25 protein-coding genes are annotated in these 25,518 nt (G+C 66.3%); 16 read left to right on the top strand and 9 right to left on the bottom strand.

Translation table 11 applies throughout. From position 1 onward, the window contains the following. Positions 1-18 precede the first annotated feature (18 nt). From ACUTAG_RS01800 to ACUTAG_RS01780, 5 genes are all read right to left on the bottom strand, one after another. Positions 19-405: an Hsp20/alpha crystallin family protein gene (locus tag ACUTAG_RS01800; protein ID WP_020928275.1), complete on the bottom strand. Its 387-nt coding sequence runs from the start codon at positions 403-405 to the stop codon at positions 19-21. Between the two features lie 34 nt (positions 406-439). After that, positions 440-883: an Hsp20/alpha crystallin family protein gene (locus tag ACUTAG_RS01795; RefSeq protein WP_020928274.1), complete on the bottom strand. Its 444-nt coding sequence runs from the start codon at positions 881-883 to the stop codon at positions 440-442. 275 nt (positions 884-1,158) lie between these two features. Beyond that, positions 1,159-2,781 (bottom strand): chaperonin GroEL, encoded by a 1,623-nt coding sequence (groL, locus tag ACUTAG_RS01790; protein ID WP_446649959.1) that lies wholly within the window; start codon positions 2,779-2,781, stop codon positions 1,159-1,161. Positions 2,782-2,812: 31 nt separating this feature from the next. Further along, positions 2,813-3,130, bottom strand: a complete 318-nt coding sequence (locus ACUTAG_RS01785) for a co-chaperone GroES (protein WP_006386586.1) — start codon at positions 3,128-3,130, stop codon at positions 2,813-2,815. A 159-nt stretch (positions 3,131-3,289) separates the two neighbouring features. After that, positions 3,290-3,910, bottom strand: a complete 621-nt coding sequence (locus tag ACUTAG_RS01780) for a hypothetical protein (protein WP_070781363.1) — start codon at positions 3,908-3,910, stop codon at positions 3,290-3,292. 204 nt (positions 3,911-4,114) lie between these two features. Here ACUTAG_RS01780 and ACUTAG_RS01775 point away from each other — a divergent pair, with 204 nt between their 5' ends. The 5 genes from ACUTAG_RS01775 (at position 4,115) to ACUTAG_RS01755 (ending at position 7,625) form a co-directional block, all read left to right on the top strand. Next, positions 4,115-4,711: an NAD(P)H-dependent oxidoreductase gene (locus ACUTAG_RS01775; RefSeq protein ID WP_026384381.1), complete on the top strand. Its 597-nt coding sequence runs from the start codon at positions 4,115-4,117 to the stop codon at positions 4,709-4,711. Between the two features lie 19 nt (positions 4,712-4,730). Continuing rightward, positions 4,731-5,336: a TetR/AcrR family transcriptional regulator gene (locus ACUTAG_RS01770; RefSeq protein ID WP_148318012.1), complete on the top strand. Its 606-nt coding sequence runs from the start codon at positions 4,731-4,733 to the stop codon at positions 5,334-5,336. Between the two features lie 73 nt (positions 5,337-5,409). Further along, complete coding sequence (locus ACUTAG_RS01765; RefSeq protein WP_131728232.1) at positions 5,410-5,802, top strand: hypothetical protein; 393 nt, start codon at positions 5,410-5,412, stop codon at positions 5,800-5,802. A gap of 135 nt (positions 5,803-5,937) precedes the next feature. After that, the gene (locus tag ACUTAG_RS01760) at positions 5,938-7,206 is read left to right on the top strand and encodes a hypothetical protein (protein WP_148318010.1); all 1,269 of its coding nucleotides are present in this window, start codon (positions 5,938-5,940) and stop codon (positions 7,204-7,206) included. Positions 7,207-7,334: 128 nt separating this feature from the next. Further along, a complete protein-coding gene (locus ACUTAG_RS01755; RefSeq protein WP_197487178.1) occupies positions 7,335-7,625 on the top strand; it encodes a HigA family addiction module antitoxin in 291 nt (96 codons plus the stop codon). A 95-nt stretch (positions 7,626-7,720) separates the two neighbouring features. Here the strand turns inward: ACUTAG_RS01755 and ACUTAG_RS01750 are convergent, their stop codons facing one another. Both ACUTAG_RS01750 and ACUTAG_RS01745 read right to left on the bottom strand, forming a co-directional pair. Further along, the gene (locus ACUTAG_RS01750) at positions 7,721-8,050 is read right to left on the bottom strand and encodes a DUF202 domain-containing protein (RefSeq protein ID WP_148318008.1); all 330 of its coding nucleotides are present in this window, start codon (positions 8,048-8,050) and stop codon (positions 7,721-7,723) included. A 36-nt stretch (positions 8,051-8,086) separates the two neighbouring features. Beyond that, the gene (locus ACUTAG_RS01745) at positions 8,087-8,440 is read right to left on the bottom strand and encodes a YidH family protein (protein ID WP_006386575.1); all 354 of its coding nucleotides are present in this window, start codon (positions 8,438-8,440) and stop codon (positions 8,087-8,089) included. Between the two features lie 178 nt (positions 8,441-8,618). Here ACUTAG_RS01745 and ACUTAG_RS01740 point away from each other — a divergent pair, with 178 nt between their 5' ends. The 10 genes from ACUTAG_RS01740 to dld all read left to right on the top strand — a co-directional run bounded on the left by ACUTAG_RS01740 (position 8,619) and on the right by dld (position 21,386). Further along, the gene (locus ACUTAG_RS01740) at positions 8,619-9,899 is read left to right on the top strand and encodes an MFS transporter (protein ID WP_223821435.1); all 1,281 of its coding nucleotides are present in this window, start codon (positions 8,619-8,621) and stop codon (positions 9,897-9,899) included. A 43-nt stretch (positions 9,900-9,942) separates the two neighbouring features. Next, complete coding sequence (locus ACUTAG_RS01735) at positions 9,943-11,439, top strand: NAD-dependent succinate-semialdehyde dehydrogenase (protein ID WP_446649958.1); 1,497 nt, start codon at positions 9,943-9,945, stop codon at positions 11,437-11,439. A gap of 27 nt (positions 11,440-11,466) precedes the next feature. Next, complete coding sequence (locus tag ACUTAG_RS01730) at positions 11,467-12,891, top strand: Rieske 2Fe-2S domain-containing protein (RefSeq protein WP_446649957.1); 1,425 nt, start codon at positions 11,467-11,469, stop codon at positions 12,889-12,891. A 17-nt stretch (positions 12,892-12,908) separates the two neighbouring features. Then, complete coding sequence (locus ACUTAG_RS01725; RefSeq protein ID WP_446649956.1) at positions 12,909-13,862, top strand: PDR/VanB family oxidoreductase; 954 nt, start codon at positions 12,909-12,911, stop codon at positions 13,860-13,862. A 12-nt stretch (positions 13,863-13,874) separates the two neighbouring features. Continuing rightward, a complete protein-coding gene (locus ACUTAG_RS01720; RefSeq protein WP_446649955.1) occupies positions 13,875-15,485 on the top strand; it encodes a GMC family oxidoreductase in 1,611 nt (536 codons plus the stop codon). Continuing rightward, positions 15,482-16,261 (top strand): GntR family transcriptional regulator, encoded by a 780-nt coding sequence (locus ACUTAG_RS01715; RefSeq protein WP_054471809.1) that lies wholly within the window; start codon positions 15,482-15,484, stop codon positions 16,259-16,261. Before ACUTAG_RS01720 ends, ACUTAG_RS01715 begins: the two co-directional genes overlap by 4 nt. Before the next feature lie 26 nt (positions 16,262-16,287). Beyond that, positions 16,288-17,745: a sulfatase-like hydrolase/transferase gene (locus ACUTAG_RS01710; protein ID WP_058664744.1), complete on the top strand. Its 1,458-nt coding sequence runs from the start codon at positions 16,288-16,290 to the stop codon at positions 17,743-17,745. A 120-nt stretch (positions 17,746-17,865) separates the two neighbouring features. After that, on the top strand, positions 17,866-18,615 hold the full coding sequence (locus tag ACUTAG_RS01705) for a sulfite exporter TauE/SafE family protein (protein WP_006386566.1): 750 nt from the start codon (positions 17,866-17,868) through the stop codon (positions 18,613-18,615). A gap of 33 nt (positions 18,616-18,648) precedes the next feature. After that, the gene (locus tag ACUTAG_RS01700; RefSeq protein ID WP_054507276.1) at positions 18,649-19,614 is read left to right on the top strand and encodes a Bug family tripartite tricarboxylate transporter substrate binding protein; all 966 of its coding nucleotides are present in this window, start codon (positions 18,649-18,651) and stop codon (positions 19,612-19,614) included. A gap of 80 nt (positions 19,615-19,694) precedes the next feature. Continuing rightward, positions 19,695-21,386 carry a D-lactate dehydrogenase gene (gene dld, locus ACUTAG_RS01695; RefSeq protein ID WP_058664743.1) on the top strand — a complete coding sequence of 564 codons (1,692 nt, stop codon included), beginning with the start codon at positions 19,695-19,697 and terminating at the stop codon, positions 21,384-21,386. Positions 21,387-21,443: 57 nt separating this feature from the next. Here dld and ACUTAG_RS01690 read toward each other — a convergent pair whose 3' ends face one another. Together ACUTAG_RS01690 and ACUTAG_RS01685 are read right to left on the bottom strand one after the other, a co-directional pair. Further along, entirely contained in the window at positions 21,444-22,991 is a 1,548-nt protein-coding gene (locus ACUTAG_RS01690) for a flagellin N-terminal helical domain-containing protein (protein ID WP_054516937.1), read from the bottom strand. Positions 22,992-23,325: 334 nt separating this feature from the next. Next, positions 23,326-24,201 carry a LysR substrate-binding domain-containing protein gene (locus ACUTAG_RS01685; protein WP_058664742.1) on the bottom strand — a complete coding sequence of 292 codons (876 nt, stop codon included), beginning with the start codon at positions 24,199-24,201 and terminating at the stop codon, positions 23,326-23,328. Positions 24,202-24,306: 105 nt separating this feature from the next. Here ACUTAG_RS01685 and trpB point away from each other — a divergent pair, with 105 nt between their 5' ends. Then, a complete protein-coding gene (trpB, locus tag ACUTAG_RS01680) occupies positions 24,307-25,515 on the top strand; it encodes a tryptophan synthase subunit beta (protein ID WP_024069377.1) in 1,209 nt (402 codons plus the stop codon). The last annotated feature ends 3 nt before the right edge of the window (positions 25,516-25,518 follow it).

Below are 25,518 nucleotides of genomic sequence, written 5' to 3'. Positions count from 1 at the left end.
TGCGGCGCGGCGCATCGTTTACGCCACCGTCACCGGAATCTGGCGCGGCTGCGCTTCGCGCACACGCGGCACGCGCAGCGTCAGGACCCCTTGCTTGAGGTTGGCGCTGATCGCGTCCTTGTCGAATTCCGGTCCCAGCCGGAACGAGCGGCGAAACAGCGGCTCGCGCAGCTCGCTGTGGATCAGGCGCAGTTCCTGCGGCACCGGCACGGCAGCTTCGCCTTCGATGACGAGCACGTCGGATTCGACCTTGATGTTCAGGCGTTCCTTGGTGACGCCGGGCAGGTCGGCCAGCACCGTGACGCCGGCGGTGTCCTCGAAAATGTCCACGGCGGGCAGGGTGGCGGGGCGCCGCTGCGCGGCGCGGCTTTCTTGTTCGACAACGAGTTCGTTACGCGTATTCATGATGCTATCTCCTGAATAGTGCGATTGGCGGGCGTTACTGCACCGGGATGAGGCGCGGCTTGGACGACTCCTTCTTCTTGATGGAGACCAACAGGCAGCCGTCGACATAGCGCGCCTGCACGTTGTCCGCGTCGACGTCGGCCGGCAGTTCGATGGCGCGGGTGAATGAACCGTCGGCGCGTTCACGCGCGTAGTAGCGCGCGTTCTCGGGCAGCGCCTGCGCTTCGCGCGTGCCGCTGATCGTCAGCAGGCCTTTCTCGATGGACACTTTCAGGGTGTCCGGATCGATGCCGGGGATGAATGCCACCACGACCGCGGCCTCATCCGACACGCCGATATTGACCGGCGGAAAATGCCCGCGCGGCAGGGCGCGCAGGGTCGCGGGCAGGCCCGCGCCGCGCAGGATGCGGTCCATCTGTTCCTGGACCGCGTCGAAGAAGGACTCGACACCGGTGTCGGTGAATGGGTAGTTCGCCATGATTACCTCCCAAGATGGTTTGGACAGGATCGGGGCCGCTTCATGCGTCGCAATCGCCAGCCGCTCGACCGCTTCAACAGAGATATGAGTGCGGCCGGCGCGGATTCAAGACCCGCCATTTTTGATTCGTGAAATCGTGTGGCGCAAGCGCATAGACAGCATCGAACGGCGGCTCGCGAGGACGCGGGGACGACGGATTTTTCGGGCCGCACACGCAAAAAAAAGGCATCGCGCCAGTGGCGCGATGCCTTCACGCTGCTCCGGTCCGAGAGGGGTCAGAAGTCCATGGCTTCGGCCGGCGCCGCCTGCGGCTTGGTCTCTTCGGCGGCCTGCGCGACGGTCGCGTCGGTCGTCAGGATCAGGCCGGCGATCGACGCGGCGTTCTGCAGCGCGGTGCGCGTGACCTTGGTCGGGTCGACTACGCCGATTTCCACCAGATCGCCGTACTCGCCGGTGGCCGCGTTGTAGCCATGATTGCCCTTGGCGTCCGCCACCTTGGCCACCACCACCGACGGCTCCTCGCCGGCGTTGGCCACGATCGCGCGCAGCGGCGCCTCCAGGGCGCGGCGCACGATGCGGATGCCGGCGTCCTGATCGGCATTGGCGCCCTTGAGGTCCTGGATGGCCGCGCGCGCGCGCAGCAATGCCACGCCGCCGCCGGGCACGATCCCTTCCTCGACGGCCGCGCGGGTCGCATGCAGGGCATCGTCGACGCGGTCCTTCTTCTCCTTCATCTCGACTTCCGTGGCGGCGCCGACCTTGATGACGGCCACGCCGCCAGCCAGCTTGGCCACGCGTTCCTGCAGCTTCTCGCGGTCGTAGTCGCTGCTGGCGTCCTCGATCTGCTTGCGCAGCGTCTTGACGCGGGCGTCGATGGCTTCCTGCTTGCCGGCGCCGTCGATGATGATGGTGTCTTCCTTGCGCACCTCGATGCGCTTGGCGCTGCCCAGGTCCTGCAGCGTGGCCTTCTCCAGCTGCTTGCCGGTCTCTTCCGAAATGACCGTGGCGCCCGTGAGGATGGCGATGTCCTCCAGCATGGCCTTGCGGCGGTCGCCGAAGCCCGGCGCCTTGACCGCGGTGACCTTGAGCACGCCGCGCATGGCGTTGACCACCAGGGTGGCGAGCGCCTCGCCTTCGACATCCTCGGCCACGATCAGCAGCGGTTTGCCCGCCTTGGCGGCGCCTTCCAGCACCGGCAGCAGTTCACGCACGTTGGAGATCTTCTTGTCGTACAGCAGCACCAGCGGGTCGTCGAGCTGGGCCACCTGCTTCTCGGGATCGGTGATGAAGTAGGGGCTCAGGTAGCCGCGATCGAACTGCATGCCTTCGACGATATCGAGCTCGTTGTCCAGCGACTTGCCGTCCTCGACGGTGATCACGCCTTCGCGCCCGACCTTGTCCATCGCGTCGGCGATGATCTTGCCGATGGCTTCATCCGCGTTGGCCGACAGCGCCGCCACCTGCGCCGTTTCCTTGCTGGTGGAAATTGGCTTGGAAAGCTTGCGCAAGGCCTCCACCACGGCCGACACGGCCTGGTCGATGCCGCGCTTCAGGTCCATCGGATTCATGCCGGAGGCCACGTACTTCATGCCTTCCTGCACGATGGCCTGCGCCAGCACGGTGGCGGTGGTGGTGCCGTCGCCGGCCACATCGGCGGTCTTGGAGGCGACCTGCTTGACGATCTGCGCGCCCATGTTCTCGAACTTGTCCTTCAGTTCGATCTCCTTGGCGACCGAGACCCCGTCCTTGGTGATGGTGGGCGCGCCGAAGCTGCGTTCCAGCAGCACGTTGCGGCCCTTGGGGCCGAGCGTCACCTTGACGGCATCGGCCAGGATGTTGACGCCCTTGACCACGCGGGCGCGGGCGTTATCGTGGAATTTGACGTCTTTGGCACTCATTTCTTGCTCCTCGATTCGCGATGGCCGGGCCTCAGGCGGCCTTCTTCAATTGCTTGTCCTGCGGCGTGAGCACGGCGAAGATGTCGTCTTCGCGCATGACCAGCAGCTCCTCGCCGTCGACCTTCACGGTCTGGCCGGCATACTTGCCGAAAAGGACGTGGTCGCCCACCTTGAGTTCCGGCTCGCGCAGCGAGCCATCGGCATTGCGCTTGCCCTGGCCGACGGCGAGTACTTCGCCTTGCTCGGGCTTTTCGGCGGCGGAGTCCGGGATGACGATGCCGGATGCGGTCTTGCGCTGTTGTTCGATTCGCTTGACGATAATCCGGTCATAGAGGGGACGGATCTTCATGACTCTATCTCCTGAAGTCTTGATCATCAAAAAGTGAATACCGGCGCGTTGCGCGCCGTACGGCGGCGCCACGCATCGGGCATCCACGATCGGGATGCGCAAAAAATCTATGGGCGGGCCAAAGACGCTTCAAGAGTCAAAAATGCATCAAAATGAAACTTAAAGAATCAGAAAATCCTTGCCTCGTCCCAGCCGGTAAAGCACCTTGCGGCGCAGTTCGCGGCCGTCCGGTTGCAGCGGCACCGGGCAGGGCAGGGTGCGTCCGCCGTCGGCGTCCAACGTATCGTCGTCGCCGTCCAGCTGGCGCCACAGGCCGCCCTTGCGTGGCCTGAACAGCCAGCGCACGTAGCCCTTGCGCGCCGCCAGTTCAAGCAGGTCTTGCTGATCCGGCGCTTCCACCACGACGGTGTCGTCCGATGGCGGCAGGTCGGAATAATCGGCGAAGGCGCGGTGGCCGGCCACGGCTTCCGAGGCTGGCGCGTTCAGGCGCCACCAGGGCGGGCGCGCCACGCGCTCGACATCCCAGGCGCCGAGCGCCCATCCGGCGTCGATGATCGCGCGGTCCAGCACGCCAAAATCGTGCCAGCGCAGATTGAGTTGGACCGCCGACCCGGCGACTGAGCGCAGTCCGCCGTCCGCCGTGCCATCACGGTGAAAGCCATGCCAGTGCAGCGTGAGAATGAGCGGCGTGTCGGCCTTGCGGATGGCGCTGGCCGTCACGGCATACAGCGGCATGCGCAGGGCCGCGGTGTGCGAAGCGATCGTCTCGATGATATCCATGCGTGCGACTCCAACGACGGGCCTGCGTGGCAGGCCATGGCAACGATTTCGCTGGAGCAAATTTATCGCTTCGGGCAGGGATGCTCAAGATCGCGGCGGACACCGCCGGACGAACATGCCGGAAGCGCGCGGGTGGTTGACCTTCCATTACCTACTAAAAGTAGGCTACTATTCGTATATAGAAACTCTGTACGGAAGATCCGCATGCACGCGCTTATCGTTGTCGCACATCCCGACCCCGCATCCCTGACCCACGCCATCGCCGCCCAGCTCGCGCAGGGCGTTGTCGCCCGCGGCCCGGAACATTCCTTCGAGATCGCGGATCTGGCCGCGGAAGGGTTCGATCCGAGGTTCACCCAGGCCGATGCGGCCCTGCATCTGAAGCAGGCCGCGCCGTCGCCGGACGTCGTCGCCGAGCAGGCGCGGATCGACCGCGCGGATGCATTGGTGTTGGTCTATCCGGTTTACTGGTGGTCGTTCCCCGGCCTGTTGAAAGGCTGGATCGACCGCGTGTTCACCAACGGCTGGGCCTATGACGCCGGCGCGGACGGCAAGCTGGTCAAGAAACTGCAGCGCCTGCCCGTGCATCTGGTTGCCAGTGGCGGCGCCGATATGCGAACCTACGGCAGGCATGGCTACTTCGGCGCCATGAAAACGCAGATCGACCACGGCATCTTCGGCTACTGCGGCGCGCGCGTCGCGACATCGGAACTGCTGCTGCCTTCGGATGCCGGCTTTCCGGCTTCCCATCTCGACGCGGCGCACGCCATCGGTCAGCGGATTTTTGCCGTGCAATCCTGATCGATACCCGAGAATACAGATGTCCGCCGTTCCCGCTCCCGCTTCTCCGCCACGCCGCCGCCTGTCGAAAGACGAGCGCTCGCGCCAGCTGATGGAGGTTTCCTGGAAACTGGTCAGCGAGGAAGGCACCGACGCCTTGACCCTGGGACGCCTGGCCGAAGCGGCCGGCGTCTCCAAGCCGGTGGTCTATGACCACTTCGGCACGCGCAATGGCCTGCTGGCCGCCTTGTACCAGGACTTCGACGCGCGCCAGACGGCGATCATCGATGACGCCATTGCGGCCAGCAAGCCGAGCCTGAAGGACAAGGCCGGCGTCATCGCCGAGCGGTACGTCGCATGCGTGTCGACGCAGGGGCGCGAGATTCCCGGAGTGCTGGCGGCGCTGGACGGCTCGCCGGAACTGGCGGCCGTGAAACGGCAGTACCAGTATGCCTTCATCGAAAAATGCCGGCGGCTGTTTGCGCCCTTCGCCGGGCCGCAAGGCATTCCCACGGCCAGCCTGTGGGCCATGCTGGGCGCGGCCGACGCGCTGTCGACCGCGGCCGTCGCCGGTGAAATTTCCGAGGCGCAGGCGTGCGACGAACTCCGCAAGACCATCCTGGATATGGTCAAGCGAAACAAGTGACGCGCGGCGCGGCCAGCGCCGCGCCAATGAGGCCCGTCAGTACAATACCGGCCTGCCCGAAAAAGGAGTTTTCATGGACGTCGCACTCGGCGCAAGAATGGGAGGGCCGGAGGCCGGCTCGCGGTTCCTGCCCGCCGTCGTCGCGTACCGGCCCAGGCTGAAAGCCGCATTGGCGCCGGTCGTGGTGCCTGGCGCCGCCACGCTGGATATCGAGCTATTCGTGGGCGGCAGCATCAGCGACTACGCCGAGTCGGGGTTCAGCGCCGTGGCGAAGTACTCGGGCAAGAAAGCGGCCCTTGCGGTTGCCATCCAGGTCCCGCGCCACGACGCGATGGCAGTGGCCGACGCGGAGGCGAATGCGGCGGTGGCCAGTTGGGTGGTTCGCGGGCTCGAATCCATGAAACGCTCCGCCAGCGCCGGCGCGCTGGATCTGACCGGGGTGCTGGCGGCGCTCAAGCGCGCGTAAGCGCCGGCCGGCCGCCTCGGTCCGATTGCTGGCGCGGCGGCGCGCGGTCGCGTGTTGTCCGTCGGACACAGCGGGAAGGCACAGAGATGGCTCGGGTATAGTGGGCCCACCTCAATTTCCGGCCGTGTCCGCCCCATGCCATCGTCCCTCTTCCGTCCTCGTCTCCCTTCCCTTGGCGCCCTGGCGCTGGCCCTCCTGGCGCTGCCGGGGGCGCAGGCCGACGCCGCCCAGCGCACCGTCTACAAGGGCACGCTGCAAGGGGCCGGCGAGGTGGTGCTGGAACTGGATGACGCGGCCGGCGCCAACGGGGTCGTGAGCGGGCGCTATTTCTACCCGAAGAGCGGCGTCGATATTCCCCTGCGCGGCACGGGCGACGTCCTGTACGAGCCCAAGCCGCACCCGGCGCGGCCTCCGGCTTCGGACACGGCCGCGATCGACGCGCCCGACCGCGCCGCCAGCTGGCAAGGCACGCGTGACGAGAAGGGCTATCGCGGGCAGTGGACCGACACCCGCACCGGCAAGCAACGCCGCTTCGACCTGCAGCGCGTGGCCGGCTACGACACCGCGCAACTCGAACGCGACCGCGCCAAGGCGCGCGCTACGCAGGCCGACGTGGGCGACATCGACCTCAAGGCGGGCATCGACGCTGCCCGCGCGCCCTATGAAACACTGAAGCTGGCCGGCCACGCCAAGCCGGTGGGCAAGGACGTCGGCGCGGACGCGGTGGCATACCGCATGTGGCAAGATCCGCGCACCGGGTTTGCCTATCCACGGCTCAGCCGTCATCCCGATCCGCAGGTCATGCGGCGCGTCAATGACCTGCTGGAACAACGCCACTGGCGCAAGAGCTTGGGCGCGCTGGAATGCATGGCCTCTGCCTACACCAGCACGAATCCCGGCGCGGGCACGCTGGGCGGGTTCGACGAAGAAAACATCAACGTCACCTGGCTGTCGCGCGCGCTGCTGACCGTGACCGAAGCGGGCAGCCTGGATTGCGGCGGGGCGCATCCCGCCAACCATTTCGAGCCATACACCTTCGACTTGCTGCGCGGCGAATACCTCGATTGGAACCGCGTCTTCGACGCCTACGCGCCGGGCAAGCGCAGCTTCGGCCGCGAGCCCAGCGCGGCACTGCTGGGGCTGGTGGAACAGGTGGTCAAGGCCGGCCCGCCCGAAGACCGCGCCGAGCAGCATCCCAACCTGGAAGATTGCGCCGACCTCTGGCCGCAATACCTGGCCCTGGGCGCCACTTCGCCGGGGGCATTGAGCCTGTCGGTGTCCGGCGTGGGACACGCCTCGGGCGCCTGCCTGGGCACGCACGGCAGCGTGCCGTTCAAGGCACTGCAACCCTACCTGAAGCCGGGCGGGCAGGCGTATCTGGTGACTGACTTGGACTCAAACTGATAAACGACGTGTCATTGTTGACGGTCCAGTGTTCGGCGCACAGGATGAGTCCTTGCAGACGCGATGCCGATTGGGATGCTGCGGGGTGAGCTGGTCGATTATCGCGACTACCATTAGGAATCATCATGATGCATAACCCTCCGCATCCGGGCGAAGTGTTGCGGGAAGACGTTATTGCCCCCTTGGGCCTGTCGGTGACAGACGCTGCTGATCGCCTGGCGATGTCGCGGGTGGCGCTGTCGCGGGTACTCAACGGCAAGGCGGGTATCAGTCCGGACCTCGCCGTCCGATTGGAGCAGGCGGGAGCGGGCACCGCGCAGGCGTGGGTCGCGATGCAGGCGAACTACGATCTGTGGCAGGCATTGCAGCACGAGCAACCGCCAGTCAGGCCCCTGGCTTCCGTGGCGGATGCGCATTAGGCCCGCTTGCGTCACCGGCGTGTGACCGCCCCGAATGAAAAGCGCCCCAAAGGTGTAGCGCGGGAGGAGAGGGGGGGCAGCGTCGCCACGAGGGTTCAGGACATCGCCGCGTGGAAAAGGCGCACGCCGTGCCAGGCGCCCGCCAGGCACAGCAACAGGGCCGCGCAGGTGGCCGCCATGAGGACGCGCGGGTCCGGCGCGCTGGCGCGCGCGCCAAGCGAGGTGGACAGGCGCGCGCGAACGCGGGCATACAGCCAGCCGGCCAGCGCCATGACGAGCAGCCCGACGCCGATCGCGGCGGGTTCCCCGTGCAAGGCTCCGCCGCGCATCAGCAGGAAACTGTTCAGCAGCAGGCCCAGGCAGGTGCGCCGCCAGGCCAGCAGGGTTCGCTCGGGTTGCAGGCCCGGATCGCGGGGATAGGTCATGGTTGGCGCACAGCCGGCCGGGTTCACAGGGTGGGATCAAGCGTGGCTGAGCAGCAGCCAGCACACGCCCGCGCCGATGGCAAGCATGGCCAGGCACAGCAGCGCCAGGGCCGGGCTGTGCGGCAGCGCCGCCGCATGGCGCATGGCGATTTCGTTGCCGCGCCAGCGCCGGTAGGCGCTGGCGCTGGCCAGCACCGCCAGCACGCACAGACCGAGCGCGAGTCCGGTGCGCACGGCCGGGCTGCCGGCCATGCCGGGTTGGTCGAGCAGCAGGCCGGCCGCCAGCAAGGCCAGCGCCGAGCGGATCCACGCCAGGAAAGTGCGTTCGTTGGCCAGGGAATAGCGGTAGTCGGGTTCGCTGCCGCGGTGACGCCACAGAGGGGATTTCATTTTTTCAGGTGAAGCGCAAGGGTCTTAGGGTAAGTCCCGACACGTCCGGGCATTGAACTTAAGAACTATATAGGACTATAGTTTTGACACGGCACGGAGTCAACGCGCCGAAACGCAAAACAAGGGGCGAGACATGGCAACTGCAGCACCAGGGAAGGTGAATGTACGAGGGTGGGTCGTGACAGTGCTTCTGGCCTTGTTCATGGTCATCAATTTCATGGACAAGGCGATTCTTGGCATCGTGGCCGTGCCGCTGATGCAGGAACTGAGCATCGAGCCGGCGCAGTTCGGCATGATCGCCAGCAGCTTCTTCCTGTTCTTCTCGGTCTCGGCGATCGGCTTCGGTTTCCTCGCCAACCGGGTGTCGTCCAAGGTCGTGCTGGTGGTGCTGGCCGGCATCTGGGGCGTGTCGCAAATGCCGCTGGCCTTCTTCGCCTCGGTGCCGCTGCTGTATTTCTCGCGGATTCTGCTGGGCATCGGCGAGGGGCCGGCGTATCCGCTGGCGCTGCACTCCTGTTACACCTGGTTCACGGACGACCAGCGCAACGTGCCGTCGTCGGTGATTTTCCAGGGCGTGACGGTCGGCCTGCTGATCTCCGGGCCGGTGCTCACCTACATCATGCTCAACCACAGCTGGCACGCGGCGTTCCTGCTGCTGGGCGTCCTGAGCATTGTCTGGATGGTGCTGTGGCTGCTGTTCGGCGGCGACGGGCAGGTCCGCAACGCCGGCGCCAGCGCCGACGCATCGCAGGCGCGCGTGCCTTACTGGGTGCTGCTGACGGATCGCACCTTCCTGGCCAACATGCTGTTGTACTGGACCACGTATTGGATCTTCTCGGTGATGTTCACCTGGATCCCGGCCTACATGAGCAAGGCGCTGGGTTACTCCACGCAGGAAACCGGCTGGATGTTCATGATTTTCACCGGCATCAACATTCCGCTGGTGCTGGTCGGGTCGTGGCTGTCGCAGCGCATGCTCAAGCGCGGCGTCGCTTCGATCTACGCCCGCGGCTGGCTCAGCTGTGCATTCGTGTTGCTGGGCGGGGCCTGCATCCTGCTGTCCCTGTATGTGGCCGAACACCCCACGCTGCGCGTGCTGTTGCTGGCGCTGGGCTGCAATCTGCCGCAACTGACATTCGTGCTGAGCTCGGCAATCGTCGCCGAGATCTCCTTCGATTCGCAGCGCTCGGCCGCGATGTCGATCAGCAGCGCGCTGGCGACCACGGGCGGCCTGGTGGCGCCGGCCTTGATGGGCCGTTTCATCGGCAGCGGCAACACCATCGCGGCCGGCTATGAACAGGGCTTCCTGGTGTCCGCGGTGCTGGCGATCGGCGTGAGCCTCGTCGGCGTGCTGTTCATCAATCCGCAGGCCAGCCGCCGGCGCATGCAGGCCCGCATGATCGCCGCGTCGGGCGCGGTCGCAGGAACCATGCCTGGCGGCGCGCAGCGGCTGTCATGACGGATCTTCTTCCCTTTTCCAGAACCACGATGAGTCATAAGCCATGAAGGAAACGAAACAAGAGCGGGCCGCGGCGGCCGCGAGCCTGGATGCGGCGGCCTATCCCCAGGCGCTCGCCCTGTACGTGGGCGGACAGTGGCGCGGCGCGCGGGGGCGCGACACGCTGGCGGTGCGCAATCCCGCCAACGGCGCCGAGCTGGGCAGGCTGCCGGTGGCCACGGACGAGGACATCGACGACGCGCTGCGCCACGCCGACAGCGCGTTCGCCACCTGGTCGCGCACCAGCGCCTGGGAGCGGGCGGCGATCCTGATGCGCGCCGCGCAGCTTATCGATCAGCGGCGCGGCGAGATGGCTGTCGTTCTGACGCTGGAGAACGGCAAGCCGCTGGCCGATTCGGACGGCGAGCTGAGCCGGGTGATCGAGGGCATCGTCTACTGCGCGGAGGAATGCAAGCGCGCCTACGGCCGGCAATTGCCGCCGCGCTCGCCGCTGTTGACGCAGACCACGGTCAAGCGTCCGATCGGGCCGGTAGCGGCTTTCGTGCCGTGGAATTTCCCGGCGTTCCTGGCCGCCCGCAAGGTGGCGGCGGCGCTGGCGGCCGGTTGCACGGTGGTGCTCAAGGCGCCCGAGGAAACCCCCGCCATCGGCATGCTGCTGCTGCGGGCGTTCCTGGATGCGGGCGTACCGTCCGGCGCGATCAGCCTGCTGTATGGCAAGCCGGCGCAGATTTCCGAGCGCCTGATCGCCTCGCCGATCATCCGCAAGGTCTCGTTCACGGGCTCGGTGCCGGTGGGGCGGCTGCTGGCCATGCTGGCCGCGCGCCATCTCAAGCCGTGCACGATGGAACTGGGCGGCCATGCGCCGGTGATCGTCTGTGACGACGTCGACGTAGCGCGCGTCGCGCAGGCATGCGTCGCATTCAAGTTCCGCAACAGCGGCCAGGTGTGCCTGTCGCCCAGCCGCTTCTTCGTGCAGGACAGTCTCTACGAGGCTTTCGTCGCGCACTTCGTGGAATACGCCGGCCAGCTCGAAGTGGGCGACGGATTGGCCGCCGGCGTGCGGATGGGGCCGCTGAACAACGAGCGGCGCCTGGCCGCCGCGGCCGGCCTGGTCGAGGACGCGCAGCGGCGTGGCGCCAACGTCAGGCTGGGCGGGACCCGCCTGGCGGGCGAGGGCTACTTCTTCCCGCCGACCGTGTTGACCGACGTACCGGCCACGGCCCGCATCCTGCACGACGAACCGTTCTGCCCGGTGGCGCCGATCCTGCCGTTCGGCACCCTCGACGACGCCATCGCCCGGGCCAATGCCGTCGAGTATGGCCTGGCGGCCTATGCGTTCACCAACGACCTGCAGCGCGCCGCCACCTTTGCCGAGGGCATCGATGCCGCCTGGATCGGCATCAACAACTTCACGCCCTCGCTGGCGGACGCGCCGGTCGGCGGCGTCAAGGACAGCGGACTGGGCTACGAAGGCGGGCCGGAAGGCCTGGACGCATACCAGCAGATCCGCTTCGTCAGCCAATCGAATCTGCGTGTTTGATCCATTCCAATCATCAGGAGACAAGACATGACACAAGCCACGAGTTCCGTGCCCTCGACCTGCAACGAGCATCCGTTGCGGTTCTCCGGCTACCAGCAACGCAATCGGCCCGGCCCCGACCTGGAACTGACCAGCAGCAACCCCGGCACGCCGATGGGTGAATACATGCGCCGTTACTGGCAGCCGGTGTGCCTGTCGCAGGAACTGACGGACGTGCCCAAGGCCATCCGCATCATGGGCGAGGACCTGGTGGCGTTTCGCGACAAGAGCGGCGACGTCGGCGTCATGCATCGCCAGTGCGCGCACCGCGGCGCGTCGCTGGAGTTCGGCATCATCGCCGAACACGGCATCCGTTGCTGTTATCACGGCTGGCATTACGGCGTGGATGGCACCTTGCTGGACGCGCCCTGCGAACCCGACGCCACGCGCCTGAAGGAAACGGTGTGCCAGGGCGCCTATCCCGCGTTCGAGCGCGATGGACTGGTCTTTGCCTACATGGGCCCGGGCCAGGCGCCGCCGTTCCCGGAGTTCGATACCTACAGCCTGCCCGCCGACACCCGGCTGGTGCCGTTTTCGAACATCTACCCGTGCAACTGGCTGCAGGTCTACGAGAACATCATGGACCACATGCATACCGCCGTGCTGCACAACCACATGGTGGTCGAGGGCGTGGACGCCGCGACCTCGGCGGGGGTTTCGCTTGAAGGCTTCGGCGACATGCCGGTCATGCAGTGGGAAGCGACGCGCGACGGCAATGGCTGCGTGTTCATCGCCTCGCGCCGCCTGCCTGGCGACAAGATCTGGGTGCGGATCACGGAAATGGTGTTCCCCAACTACCTGCAGATCGGCTCGTTGCTGCCGACCGCCGCGCGCGAACGCCATGGCACCGCCGGCTGCACCCGCTGGAGCGTGCCCGTCGACGACGAGAACATGATCATCTTCGGCTACCGCCACTTCAACAGCACCGTCGACCCGGACGGCCTGGGCAACGAAGCCGACTGCGGCGTCGACAAGATCGACTTCCTGGAAGGGCAGACCGGCAACCGCAGCTACGACGAGGGGCAGCGCGCGCCGGGCGACTGGGAGGCCATTGTCAGCCAGGGCCGCATCGCCGCGCATGGCGCCGAGCATCCCGGCGTCTCCGACGTGGGCGTGTACATGTGCCGCAAGCTGCTGCGCAATGCCGTGCAGGACAAGACCGCGCCCTACGCGCTCTACCAGCAATTGCAGGAGCAGGGCCGGACGCTGCCGATCTATGCCCAGGATTCGGTGCTGGACATTCCCGAACTGGCCGACAAGCAGGCCGATCGCAAGCAGCTGGCCGCCGCCGGCAAGCAGGTGCTGGAGATCATGCGGTCGGCCGACGCGCTGCCGGCGGACCAGCGCGATGCGCACGTGCGCGCCCGGCTCGACGGCCTCGACCGCGCGAACCAGGCGGCCACCGCCGGCTGAGGGATGCGGAGAGAGCCATGCTGAAGTTGCGAGTCAGTGCGATCCGGTACGAGGCGCAAGGCATCTACGCCTTCGACCTGGTCGATCCGGACGGCGCGCCGCTGCCCGCCTTCGAGGCCGGCGCGCACCTGGATATCCGTACTCCAGGCGGCGCCAGCCGCCGCTATTCCCTGTGCAATGTGCCGGGCAGCACTGATCGCTATTGCATCGCCGTGCTGCGCGTGCCGGACAGCCGCGGCGGTTCGCGCGCCATGCACGAACAGGTGCGGCCCGGCGACCTGCTGGAGGTGGCGGGCGTGCACAACTACTTCCCGCTGCGGGAGGACGCCGGCCATTGCCTGCTGCTGGCCGGCGGCATCGGCATCACGCCGCTGCTGGCGATGGCCGAACGGCTGCACGCGCTGGGCCGGCCGTACACGCTGCACTACTGCACGCAGTCGCCCGAGCGCACCGCCTTCGCCCGCTATCTGGCCGGTGACAAGTGGCGCGGCCGCGTCTTCCTGCACCACGATGGCGGCAACCCCGCCAACGGGCTGGATCTCGGCCAGTTGCTGGCGCAGCGGCCAGAAGATGGCCAACTGTATTTCTGCGGCCCGCCCGGCTTCATGCGGGCGGTGCAGGCCGCCTGCGCCCATTGGCCGGCCGAGGCGGTGCATTCGGAGCATTTCGGCGCCGACCTGGCGCCGCCGCCAACGCCGCCAGCGGACGGCCTGCCGGCCAGCCTGACGCTGCGCCGCAGCGACCGGTCGGTGCCGGTGGCGCCGGGGCAGACCATCCTGCAGGCCCTGCGCGGCGCCGGCGTGGCCTGCAATTCATCCTGCGAGGCGGGGCTGTGCGGCGAATGCCGGCTGAACTACCTGTCGGGCCTGATCGAACACAACGACTACCTGTTGAGCGACGAAGAACGCGCCGACAGCGTACTGATCTGTTGCGCGCGCGTCCGCGGGGGCGCCGTGGTGCTGGACATCTGAGGGGAAGGGAACGTGGAGACCAGGGAGTTTGACTACATCGTCGTGGGCGCCGGATCGGCCGGATGCGCCGTGGCCGCCAGGCTGGCGCAGGATCGCAGGACGACCGTGCTGCTGCTGGAGGCCGGCCCGCGGGACCGGAACATGTGGATCCACATCCCCATCGGTTATGGCAAGACGATGTTCAACCCGCAGCTGAACTGGCAGTTCGAATCCGAGCCCGAGCCCAATCTGGACAATCGCAAGATCTATATTCCGCGAGGCCGTACCCTGGGCGGCTCCAGCTCGATCAATGGCCTGGTCTATATCCGAGGCCAGAAGGAGGACTTCGAGCGCTGGCGGGCGGCTGGCAATGTCGGCTGGGGCTGGGACGATGTCCTGCCCTATTTCAAGCGCTCCGAGGCCAACGAACGCGGCGCGGACGCATGCCACGGCGGCGACGGCCCGCTGGCGGTCTCGGATATCCGTGGCCGTCATCCGCTGATAGAGGCCATTATCGGTGGCGCCAACGAGCTGGGCGTGCCGCGCACCGATGATTTCAACGGTGTGCGCCAGGAGGGCGCCGGCTACTTCCAGCTGACGACGCGCAATGGCCTGCGCTGTTCGGCCGCCAAGGCCTACCTGAGGTCGGGCATCGCCGGCGCCAACCTGTGCGTCGAGTCCGACGCGCACGCCACCGGCGTGATCCTGGAGGGGCGCCGCGCCGTGGGCGTGTCCTACCTGCGCGGCGGCCGCGCCTGCCAGGCCCGGGCGCGTTGCGAGGTGGTGCTGAGCGCCGGCGCGATCCAGTCACCGCAGCTGCTGATGCTGTCGGGCATCGGCGATGCCGATGCGCTGCGGGCGCTGGGCATCGCGCCGGCGCACCATCTGCCCGAGGTTGGCCACAACCTGCAGGATCACCTGCAATCGCGGCTCATGTACCGCTGCACCCGGCCGATCACCACCAACGACGCCCTGCGCACCTGGTGGGGGACGGCCCGCATCGGCCTGCAGTGGATCCTGCGCCGCGCCGGGCCGGTGGCGGCCGGCATCCAGTTGGGCGGCATGTTCGCGCGCACCAACGACAGCGAGCAGACGCCCAACGTGCAATTTCATTTCGGCACCATCAGCGCCGACATGACTGCAGGCAAGCCGCATGATTTCCCCGGTTTCACCTTGTCGGTATGCCAGTTGCGTCCGACCAGCCGGGGCCGGCTCGACCTGGCCTCGCCGGACCCGCTGGCCGCGCCACGCGCGCGGTTCAACTACCTGGACACCGAGTTCGACCGCCGCACCATGATCGCGGGAGTGAGAATGGCGCGCCAGCTGGTTCGCACCCGGTCGCTGGCGCCGTACGTCGCCGATGAATACCGGCCGGGGTTCAACGTCGAGTCCGACGATGAAGTGCTGCGTTTCATCCGAGGCTACGCCACCACCATCTTCCACCCGGTGGGCACCTGCCGCATGGGCCCCGACACCGCTTCGGTGGTCGACAACCGGCTGCGGGTCCGCGGCGTCGACCGCCTGCGCGTGGTCGATGCCTCGATCATGCCCCTGCTGCTTTCCGGCAATACCAACGCTGGTAGCATCGTGATCGGCGAGAAAGGCGCCGACATGATTATGGAAGACAGGGAGAAAATCTCATGAGTACCTTGGAACGTCGTCTGGAAGTTTTCGAGACGTTGCACGCACCCGATCCGACCCGCCGGCCCAAGTACCAGCGGCTGGTCGAGGTGCTGATCGACGCGATCCGGCGCGGCATCTGGCAGCCGGGCGACCAGTTGCCGGCCGAGGAGGAACTGGCGCAGCTCACGCCGTTCAGCCTGGGCACGGTGCAACGCGCGCTGCGCGACCTGGTCGAGCAGGGCCTGGTGGTGCGCATGCACGGCCTGGGCAGCTTCATCGCCGAGGCGCCGCGCCGGCTCGAAGATCCCTGGCATTGCCGCTTCCTGGACGACGACGGATCGGTGCTGCCGATCTTCTCGCAGGCCATCCTGCGCACCCCCGTGACCGGCGCGGGCCCCTGGAACCAGTATCTGGGAGCCGACGCCAATGTCATGCGGCTGGACCGCATCATCATCATCAACGACGAGTTCCGCGTCTCCAGCCGGTTCTATGCCGACCGGCAATTGCTCAAGCGCCTGTGGGACATGCCCATGGACAAGCTCAACGGCGCCAACTTCAAGAAGGTGATCATGCAGCAATTCAAGCTGCCGATCACCAACATCACCCATCTGACGAGGCTGGCCGATTTCGATGCCGAATCGTGCGAGCGCATCGGCGTGACGCATCCCTACCGCGGCATCTACATGCAGGCCGTGGCGCGTTCCGGGCGCGGGCAATGCGTGTACTACCAGGAATTCTTCCTGGGCCCGACCACGCGGGATCTGGCGTTCCCGCATTCGAATTTATCAAGCGGCTGACATCAGCCATTCAACCTAGTAGAGCCATGACCGTGAAACCGAAGAACCTGTTGATCATCATGTCCGACGAACACTCGCCCAAGGCCCTGGGCTGCTATGGCAGCGAGATCGTCCAGACCCCGAACCTCGATGCCCTGGCCGCGCGCGGCACGCTGTTCCGCTCGGCCTATTGCGCCAGCCCGGTGTGCATTCCCGCCCGGGCCTCGTTCGCGGTGGGCAAGTACATTCATCAGATCGGCTACTGGGACAACGCCGACGCCTACGATGGCGCGGTGCCCAGCTGGCATCATCGCTTGCGCGAACGCGATCACGACGTGGTTTCCATTGGCAAGCTCCATTTCCGCCAGCCCGGCGAGGACCACGGGTTCTCGGAAGAGATCATTCCCATGCACATCATCGAGGGCAAGGGCGACCTGATGGGGCTGGTCCGCAGCGAACTGCCGGTGCGCAAGGGCGCCTACAAGATGGCCCATTTCGCGGGGCCCGGCGAAAGCTCGTACACCTTCTACGACCGTGAGATCACGGCCCGCGCCCAGGTCTGGCTGCGCGAGGCGGCCCGGCGCGAATCGGACAAGCCCTGGGTGCTGTTCGTCTCGCTGGTGGCGCCGCATTTCCCCCTGACCGCGCCGCCGGAACACTACTACCGCTACTTCAACCAGAACCTGCCGCTGCCCAAGCTGTACGACAGGCGCGAGCGGCCGGACCACCCCTATCTGGTGGACTACCGCAACAGCTTCAACTACGACGACTATTTCGAGGGCGACGCGGTCAAGCGCGCCGTCGCCGGCTACTACGGCCTGTGCTCGTTCCTGGACGAGAACATCGGCAAGATCCTCAACGCGCTGGAAGACGCCGGCCTGGCCGATGACACCCGCGTGATGTACACCTCCGACCATGGCGACAACCTGGGCGCGCGCGGCCTGTGGGGCAAGTCGACCATGTTCGAGGAAACCGCGGGCGTGCCGCTGATCATGGCCGGCGACGACATTCCGCGCGGGCGGGTGGTCGACGTGCCCGTCACGCATATCGACGCCTATCCCACGGTGCTGGACGCCGTCGGCAACACCGAACCGGCCTTGCGCGAAGGCTATCCCGGCCATTCGCTGTTCGACATCGCCCGTGGCGAGACGCCGCAGCGCAACGTGCTGGTGGAATACCACGGCATGGGCTCGACCACCGGCGCCTTCATGATCCGCCACGGCAAGTACAAGTACATCGAATACGCCGGCTATCCCGCGCAGTTGTTCGACCTGGAAGCCGACCCCGAAGAGCTCCAGGACCTGGCCGCCGACCCGCGCCACGCCGATGCCCTGCAAGCCTGCCGCCAGCAGCTGTACCTGATCTGCGATCCGCAGGCCGTCGACCGTCAGGCCAAGGCGCGCCAGCAGGCGCTGCTGCGCGAGAACGGCGGCCGCGAAGCGGTGATCGCCCGTGGCGATCTCGGCTTCACGCCGGTGCCCGGTTCGGCCTTGGCGTTCGACTGAGGCGGCACGGCGGCCGCGCCTCGCGCGGACACCACGGCGGGCATCAGGGCCTGTGCGAGGCTTCTTTCAGCCTGAACAGGTCCTGGCCTTATCTTCCTTCGATTCCATTTGGGACAGCATATGCTCTTCGGGCCGATGTTGTGGTTCACCCTGGGCGGCGCGGCCGTCGCGGGCTTCGTACAGGGCTTGTCGGGTTTCGCTTTCAGCATGGTGTCGATGGCGATCTGGGCCTGGGTGCTGGAGCCCAGCTTGGCCGCGGTGTTGACGGTGTTCGGCGCGCTGGTCGGCCAGGTGACCGGCGCCTTATCGGTGCGCGAGGCGTTCCCTTGGAAACTATTGTTGCCCTTCCTGGCGGGCGGGGCGCTGGGCGTGCCGATCGGCCTTGCCTTGCTGCCCCTGCTGGATCCCGCCGTTTTCAAGCTGCTGCTGGGAATCGTGCTGGTCGCCTGGTGTTCGTTCATGCTGCTGTCGCGCCGCAAGATCGAACTGGACAGCCGTGGTCGCCTGGGAGAGGGCATCGCCGGCCTGTGCGGCGGGATACTGGGCAGCCTGGCGGGCCTCACGGGACTCGCGCCCGCTTTGTGGTGCACCCTGCGCCACTATCCCCGCGACGTGCAGCGCAACCTGATCCAGGGATTCAACCTGCTGATCCTGTCGTTCACGATGACGTGCTATGTCGTGTCGTCGACCGTGTCGGCGGCCATGCTGCCCTGGTTCGGGGCGTTGCTGCCCGTCGTCATGGTGTCGACCTGGCTGGGCGCGCGCCTGTACGCCCGCCTGTGCGACGAAACGTTCCGCCGCGTCGTCCTGATGTTGTTGACGTTATCCGGCGCGGCCTTGCTGGTCTCGTCAGCCCGCGCCTTCCTGTGACGCAGGCCGGTGACGGCCTGACTTGGAGACATCATGCTTCGAACTGCCATTCTCGTTTCCTGTTTCGCGCTCTTCGGCGCGGGCGCCCAGGCCAATTCCTGGCCGCAACGTCCCGTCACTTTGATCGTGCCGTATCCCGCCGGCGGAGGGGTCGATACCGCCGCCCGCATCTACGGTGCCGCCATTTCCAGGACCCTGGGACGGCAGGTCGTCGTGGAAAACCGCGCGGGCGCTTCGGGCGCGATCGGCGCCCAGGCCGTTGTGCGTGCCGAGCCAGACGGCTACACGTTTCTGCTGTCGTCGCCGGCGGAAGTCCTGGTTACCCCGATCGCCGGAAAGCCCTTGCCCTATGATCCGGAAAAGGACTTGACGCCAATCGCGTTCGTGGGCGACACGCCTTTGGGAATCGTGGCGCATCCCGAGCGCGGTCCGAAGTCGCTAGGTGAATTGGTTGCCAGTTCACAAAAGCAAGGTGTCAAATTCAACTATGGCACGCCGGGCAGTGGCAGTACGATGCATTTCGCTGGCGCCGCGATGCAATCGATTGCCGGCGTGAATTGGCAACACGTGCCGTACAAGGGCGCCGCGCCAGCGGTCAACGACGTTCTCGGAGGCCAGATCGACTTCGTCATCACGGGCTTGCCCCCGCTGGTAGCGCACATCAAGACCGGCAAACTGACCCTGCTGGCGGTTACATCCGCGAATCGTTCGCCACTGTTCGCTGACGTGCCCGCCATCTCGGAGCTGCCGTCGATGGCTGGCTACCAATTCACCAACTGGCTCGGGCTCTTCGGCCCCGCTCAATTGCCTCCCGGGATCGGAAGAAAAATGAGCGCCGCATTCGAAAGCGCGGTCCAGGACGAAGCGGTCCGTCAACGATTGCAGGAAGCCGGCTGGCGTGCCGTCGTGCTGGAGCAGGACGCATTTGTTCAGTTCCTGGCGCAAGAGCGCTCTCGCTACCAAACGGTGCGCGACAAGGCCGGGATGATCAGTGAATGACCGCGCGTGCCCCTTGCGTCGTCACCGATGGCGCGATGGCCATGATTTCCCGTTCCCACAGTTTCTTACCAAGGACCTGAATGAATCCCGATAACCAGCGCCTGCTTGACGAATTGCGTGGCATTGTAGGCACCGCCCATGTCTTGACCGACCCGCAGCATACGCAACGGTTTCGGACAGGGTTCCGCTTCGGCTTCGGATCGGCGATCGCGGTTGCGCGGCCGGGCAGCCTGCTGGAGCAATGGCGCCTGGTCCAGGCTTGCGTGGCGCATGACAAGATCGTGATCATGCAGGCGGCCAATACCGGGTTGACCGGGGGGTCCACCCCGGACGGCAATGACTACGATCGGGAGATCGTGATCATCAGCACGTTGCGCATGAAGAAAATACAGCTGATCCGCGATGGGCGCCAGGTGATCTGCTTTCCCGGCGCAACCTTGGATCAGCTGGAGAAGGCGCTCAAGCCGCTGGGACGCGAACCACACTCGGTCATCGGGTCCTCATGCATTGGCGCTTCGGTGTTCGGCGGGATTTGCAATAATTCCGGTGGATCGTTGGTTCAGCGAGGTCCCGCCTTTACCGAAATGGCCGTGTTCGCGCGATTGGGGCAGGACGGCAAGCTATCCCTGGTCAACCACTTGGGCATCTCGTTGGGAGAAACCCCGGAGGAGATCCTGCAGCGTCTGGATGACGGGACCTATCGTCCCGCTGACATCCTCGACGGTGGGCGAGGGTCCGACCAGGATTATGCACGGCACGTGCGCGACGTCGACGCGGACTCACCGGCACGATTCAACGCGGACCCGAAACGGTTGTACGAGGCTTCAGGGAGCGCCGGAAAACTGATTCTCTTTGCCGTGCGCCTGGACACGTTTCCGGCGGAGACACAGACCGACGTTTTCTATATCGGGACGAACGATCCCTCGGAACTGACGGATATTCGACGATACCTTTTGACGGCCCTGCCGGCATTGCCCATTGCAGGGGAATACATGCACAGGGACGCGTTCGATATCGCCGACGTCTACGGCAAGGACACCTTCCTGGCCATCCGCAGGCTGGGCACCGCAAGGCTTCCGACCTTTTTCGCATTGAAGGCACGCGTGGACAATTTCTGCGCGAGATTCTCGTTCCTTCCCAGGAACATGAGCGACCGGCTATTGCAGTTCTTCAGCGGGCGCTGTGGCGATCACCTGCCCGCCCGCCTGCGCGACTTTCGCGCCCGGTATGAGCACTATCTGATGATCAAGGTGTCGGGAAAGCTGAAGGAGCCGCTTCAGCTTTTCCTGGATTCCTATTTCAAGAAGGCCAGCGGCGCGTACTTCCTGTGTACCCCGCAAGAGGGCGCGTCGGCTTTCCTGCTGCGATTCGCGGCGGCGGGGGCCGCCGTCCGCTACCGCGCCATGCATCCGGACGCGGTGCAGGACATCGTCGCGCTCGATATTGCCTTGAAGCGCAATGACCGGGACTGGCTGGAAGTGCTGCCCGCGGAAATGGAGAGCGCCATGGTGGCCAAGCTCTATTACGGGCACTTTCTCTGCCATGTCTTCCACCAGGACTACATCGTGAGAAAGGGCGTGGACTGCCTGGAACTGGAACACCGCATGTGGAAGCTGCTGGACGCCCGTGGCGCGCAATATCCGGCCGAACACAACGTTGGACATCTGTATCGCGCCGGCCCGGAGCTGCGACATTTCTATCGGGCCCTGGATCCGTGCAATCAATTCAACCCGGGGGTCGGACAGCTTTCAAAGCGCAAGAACTGGTTGTGAGGCGCCGAAGTCCCTCATCGTAGTGCTGCATGCGCGCCGGTCGTTGCCAATGACGCGTCAATCTTCCTTCAACAACGCCAACACGTTCTGCGCCAGCTGGTTGGCCTGGGTCAGCGCCACCTTGCTGGCCTGCTGCAGGATCTGCTGTCGCGTCAGGTTGGAGGTCTCCACCGCGTAGTCCGCGTCCTCGATGCGGCTGCGGGCCTGGCTGAGGATGCCGGCGGTGTGGTTGAGGTTGGTGATGACCGAACCCAGGCGGTTCTGCATCGCGCCCAGTTCGCCGCGCAGGCTGTCCACCTGGCCCAGCGCGTTGCTCACCCGCTTCATGGGCACGACCTTCAGGTTGACGGTGGGCGGCGCGTCCTTCGGCTTGAATTCCACGACGCCGGTGGACGAGATGCTGATGTCGTAGAAATTGCCGTCGCTGCCGCTGATGACGTAGTCGCCGTTGGCGTTGCCGCTGGCGTCGGTCAGGTAATGCACCTTGCTGTCCTGGTCGAACAGGGGACGGCCGTCGTCCGTGAGCGGCACCGGCGCCAGGCTCTGCAGGAAATCGAACAATCTGATGGGTGTGTCTTTCTTGACGCCATCGGCGGTGGGCGGGGCGACGGGGGCCACGGCGGGCGGCGTGGGGGCCACGGGTGGCGTGGCCGGCGGCGTGACGGGAAGGCTGATCGTGCCGCCTGGCAGGTAGGCCGTGCCAGCGGCTATCGCCGCGCGTTCCGCCGCGCTGACTGTCGTCAGGTCCAGAACGGGCAAGGTCGTGACGTCGATATCGAAAACGCCTCCAGTGGGGGCGGGCACGGGCGTGAGCCGGTAATTGACGGTGACGCCGGTGGTGGGGAAATCGTGCGTCTGCGCGTTGTAGTAGGTTGCCCCATTGAAGTCGTACCGGACCAGGAAGGCCTGGAACATCGTGAGTGTCGTGGAGCCCGACCGGATGTTCACGGTGGCGGTGGTGGTGGTCGGTGGCGCTATCGCGGGTGGTGGCGCGACGGCCGGCGGCGGGGCGGCTGGCGCGGGCGCGGGTTCAGTGTCGATCACCGTCTTGTCCACCGCGCCACCCAGCCGCGGATCATGCACCACGTCGATCCGGTCCAGGTTCAGGGTCTTGGTATTGACGAGCCGGGTGTTGATGTCGAGGGTGTCGCCATCATGCGCGCCGATCTGCAAGGGAATGCTGGCGTCCTCGGCCAGCACGCTGAGATTGTTGAATCGCGTCTGGTGGGAAATGCGTTCGATCTCGCCCAGCTGCTGGTCGATCTCGGCCTGGATGGCGCGCAGGTCTTCGAGCGAGTTGCTGCCGTTCTGCGATTGCACCGCCAGTTCGCGGATGCGTTGCAGGCTCTGGTCCATCTGACCGAGCGCGCCTTCGATGGTCTGCGTCAGCGAGATGCCGTCGCTGGCGTTGCGCGCGGCCTGGTGCTGGCCGCGGATCTGGGCGGTGAAGTGGTGGGCGATGGCTTCGCCGGCGGCGTCGTCCGCCGCGTGGTTGATGCGCAGGCCGGACGACAGGCGTTCCGTGGCCACCGCCTGCGCGGATTCCGATTTGCCCAGGTTGGTACGCGCCCGTAGCGACGGGGCCTGGTTTCGGATCGAGGGCATGAGGTTCTCCAATGCAAGGTTGCGACAGGGCCATGCCGCGGCAGCAGCGGGCACGGTGCGCATGTTGTTGCGAACGGGATGGCGTGGGTCGATTCGCGCCGTCGTCGTGTCGCCCGTGGACGGCGCCACGCGCGACGGATCAACGCGATGACCGGGATGGGGTTGATGATGGCACGCGGCCAGCTTGCGGTGACCCGCCACGGGCCGCCAGGACGCGGGTTGGCTTATCCAATCTGGGATAGATCATTTTAAAAATGCTAAGCCGATCATCCGCCGGACGTCTCGCGGCAAAGACAAATCCCGGATCGATCCGACGCGGCGCCCGCGCCGGCGGTCAGGACGCGTCGGACTGCGCTTCCGTCGTCAGCCAACGCTTGAGCGCGTCCACGATCTGTCCGGCATCGGTGCGGGCATACAGGCTGAACCGACCACCGGTTTCGTGGAACCCAAGGGGCGCGGCCAGCCGGCCCGCGCGGATGTCGGCCTGCGCCAGTTCCCTGGGCGCCATGCCGATGCCCAGGCCGGCCGCCGCGGCTTCGAGCATGTGGCCGAGCTGGTCGAACTGGCGTCTGGGTTGGCGCGTGTCGAGCGTCAGGCCGCGGGCCTGCGCCCAGTGTTCCCAGATGGCGGGGCGCGAGGCGGTGTGCAGCAGGGGCGCGCCCGCCACGTCGGCGGGCTGGCGGATGCGGCGGGCAAGATCGGGCGTGCAGACCGGGCCGATGGCCTCCCGGAACAAGGGCAGCGCCTGGATGGCCGGCGACTGGTGCGCGTCGGCCACGATCAGCACGTCGACCACGCGCCGCTCCAGCAGGCCAATGTCCGTGGCGGTTTGCAGCCGGACCTGGACGTCGGGATGGTCGCACTCGAAATGCTCCAGCCTGGGGATGATCCAGTTCGACAACAGGCTCGCCGGCGCGCCGATCACCACCTCTGGCGAGGCCGATCGGCCTAGCAGTTCGGCCAGGCGTTGTTCCAGCATGTCGAAGGCCGGCAAGCTGGCGCGGTGCAGGTCCTGGCCCGCCGCGGTAAGCCGCACGCCCTCCGAGTGGCGGTCGAACAGCTTGCGGCCCAGCCAGGTTTCGAGCTGCCGGATCTGCTGGCTGACCGCGCTGTGCGACACGCCCAATTCCTGCGCCGCCAGCGACAGGTTCAGGTGCCGGGCGGCGCTGTCGAAAAAGCGCAGCGAGTTCATCGGGGGCAGGTTACGCATACTGTCGATATTAGAAAATCTGACAGCCTCGCGCAAGAAATCTATGATTTATTCCGCGAATTTCCCTGGATACCATGGTGCCCATGTTCCCGAAGGGCTGAAGCCATGTCTTTTACCTTACATCCAGAATTTCCCGACGCGTCGGGGCAGTTTGGCGGCTACGGCGGCCGCTACATGCCCGAGACGCTGGCGCCGGCGCTGGACGCGCTTGAACGCACCTATCGCGCCGTCCGGGCGGAACCCGGGTTCTGGGCCGAGTACCGCGCCATGCTGGCGGACTACGTGGGCCGCCCGAGCCCGCTGCTGTATGCCGCGGCGATCAGCGACGAGCTGGGCGGCGCCCGCCTGTTCCTCAAACGCGAAGACCTGAACCACACGGGCGCCCACAAGATCAACAATTGCCTGGGTCAGGCGCTGCTGGCCCGGCGCATGGGCAAGCGCCGCATCATCGCCGAGACCGGCGCGGGGCAGCACGGGGTCGCCACGGCCACGGTGTGCGCGTTGTACGGCCTGGAATGCGTGGTCTACATGGGCGCCGTCGACGTGGCGCGCCAATCCTCCAACGTGGCGCGCATGAAGATGCTGGGCGCCCAGGTGCGTCCGGTGCGGGACGGCAGCGCCACCTTGAAGGATGCGATGAATGCCGCCATCCGCGACTGGATCGCCCATCCGGACGACACCTACTACCTGCTGGGGACCGGCGCCGGCCCCCATCCCTATCCCTGGCTTGTGCGCGAATTGCAGAAGGTGATCGGCGAGGAAACGCGGGCGCAGATCATCGAGAAGACGGGGCGGCTGCCGGACGCGATGGTGGCCTGCGTCGGCGGAGGCTCCAACGCCATCGGCTTTTTCCATCCGTTCCTGAACGATGCCGGCGTGCGGCTGTTCGGGGTCGAGGCGGGCGGACGCGGCACCGAGACCGCCGAGCACGCGGCCAGCATCGGCGAGGGGGCGCCCGGCGTCCTGCATGGCTGCCGCAGCTATTTCCTGCAGGATGCGGATGGCCAGATCCGGAATGCCCACTCGATTTCGGCGGGCCTGGATTATCCGGGCGTTGGCCCCGAACACGCGTTGCTGCACGACACAGGGCGAGTCATCTACGAGTCGATCACCGATGCCGAGGCGGTCGACGCATTCGTTTGGCTGACGCGGCGGCAGGGCATCATCCCCGCGCTGGAAAGCGCGCACGCCCTGGCCTACGCCCGCAAGCTCGCGCCGCGCATGGCGCGCGACCAGACGCTGGTGGTGTGCCTGAGCGGGCGCGGCGACAAGGATATGGATTCGGTGCTGCAATTCACGGGGGAAGCGCGATGAACC

It is taken from the genome of Achromobacter sp. CSND-B12, from assembly GCF_052906545.1.
Note: the sequence above shows the minus strand (reverse complement) of the source record. Positions and strands in the feature narration are given on the sequence as shown.

Coding starts and splice junctions, on each gene's coding strand:
- ACUTAG_RS01800 (WP_020928275.1), bottom strand. CDS start 405: ATGAATACGCGTAACGAACTCGTTGTCGAACAAGAAAGCCGCGCCGCG.
- ACUTAG_RS01795 (WP_020928274.1), bottom strand. CDS start 883: ATGGCGAACTACCCATTCACCGACACCGGTGTCGAGTCCTTCTTCGAC.
- groL (WP_446649959.1), bottom strand. CDS start 2,781: ATGAGTGCCAAAGACGTCAAATTCCACGATAACGCCCGCGCCCGCGTG.
- ACUTAG_RS01785 (WP_006386586.1), bottom strand. CDS start 3,130: ATGAAGATCCGTCCCCTCTATGACCGGATTATCGTCAAGCGAATCGAA.
- ACUTAG_RS01780 (WP_070781363.1), bottom strand. CDS start 3,910: ATGGATATCATCGAGACGATCGCTTCGCACACCGCGGCCCTGCGCATG.
- ACUTAG_RS01775 (WP_026384381.1), top strand. CDS start 4,115: ATGCACGCGCTTATCGTTGTCGCACATCCCGACCCCGCATCCCTGACC.
- ACUTAG_RS01770 (WP_148318012.1), top strand. CDS start 4,731: ATGTCCGCCGTTCCCGCTCCCGCTTCTCCGCCACGCCGCCGCCTGTCG.
- ACUTAG_RS01765 (WP_131728232.1), top strand. CDS start 5,410: ATGGACGTCGCACTCGGCGCAAGAATGGGAGGGCCGGAGGCCGGCTCG.
- ACUTAG_RS01760 (WP_148318010.1), top strand. CDS start 5,938: ATGCCATCGTCCCTCTTCCGTCCTCGTCTCCCTTCCCTTGGCGCCCTG.
- ACUTAG_RS01755 (WP_197487178.1), top strand. CDS start 7,335: ATGCATAACCCTCCGCATCCGGGCGAAGTGTTGCGGGAAGACGTTATT.
- ACUTAG_RS01750 (WP_148318008.1), bottom strand. CDS start 8,050: ATGACCTATCCCCGCGATCCGGGCCTGCAACCCGAGCGAACCCTGCTG.
- ACUTAG_RS01745 (WP_006386575.1), bottom strand. CDS start 8,440: ATGAAATCCCCTCTGTGGCGTCACCGCGGCAGCGAACCCGACTACCGC.
- ACUTAG_RS01735 (WP_446649958.1), top strand. CDS start 9,943: ATGAAGGAAACGAAACAAGAGCGGGCCGCGGCGGCCGCGAGCCTGGAT.
- ACUTAG_RS01730 (WP_446649957.1), top strand. CDS start 11,467: ATGACACAAGCCACGAGTTCCGTGCCCTCGACCTGCAACGAGCATCCG.
- ACUTAG_RS01725 (WP_446649956.1), top strand. CDS start 12,909: ATGCTGAAGTTGCGAGTCAGTGCGATCCGGTACGAGGCGCAAGGCATC.
- ACUTAG_RS01715 (WP_054471809.1), top strand. CDS start 15,482: ATGAGTACCTTGGAACGTCGTCTGGAAGTTTTCGAGACGTTGCACGCA.
- ACUTAG_RS01710 (WP_058664744.1), top strand. CDS start 16,288: ATGACCGTGAAACCGAAGAACCTGTTGATCATCATGTCCGACGAACAC.
- ACUTAG_RS01705 (WP_006386566.1), top strand. CDS start 17,866: ATGCTCTTCGGGCCGATGTTGTGGTTCACCCTGGGCGGCGCGGCCGTC.
- ACUTAG_RS01700 (WP_054507276.1), top strand. CDS start 18,649: ATGCTTCGAACTGCCATTCTCGTTTCCTGTTTCGCGCTCTTCGGCGCG.
- dld (WP_058664743.1), top strand. CDS start 19,695: ATGAATCCCGATAACCAGCGCCTGCTTGACGAATTGCGTGGCATTGTA.
- ACUTAG_RS01690 (WP_054516937.1), bottom strand. CDS start 22,991: ATGCCCTCGATCCGAAACCAGGCCCCGTCGCTACGGGCGCGTACCAAC.
- ACUTAG_RS01685 (WP_058664742.1), bottom strand. CDS start 24,201: ATGCGTAACCTGCCCCCGATGAACTCGCTGCGCTTTTTCGACAGCGCC.
- trpB (WP_024069377.1), top strand. CDS start 24,307: ATGTCTTTTACCTTACATCCAGAATTTCCCGACGCGTCGGGGCAGTTT.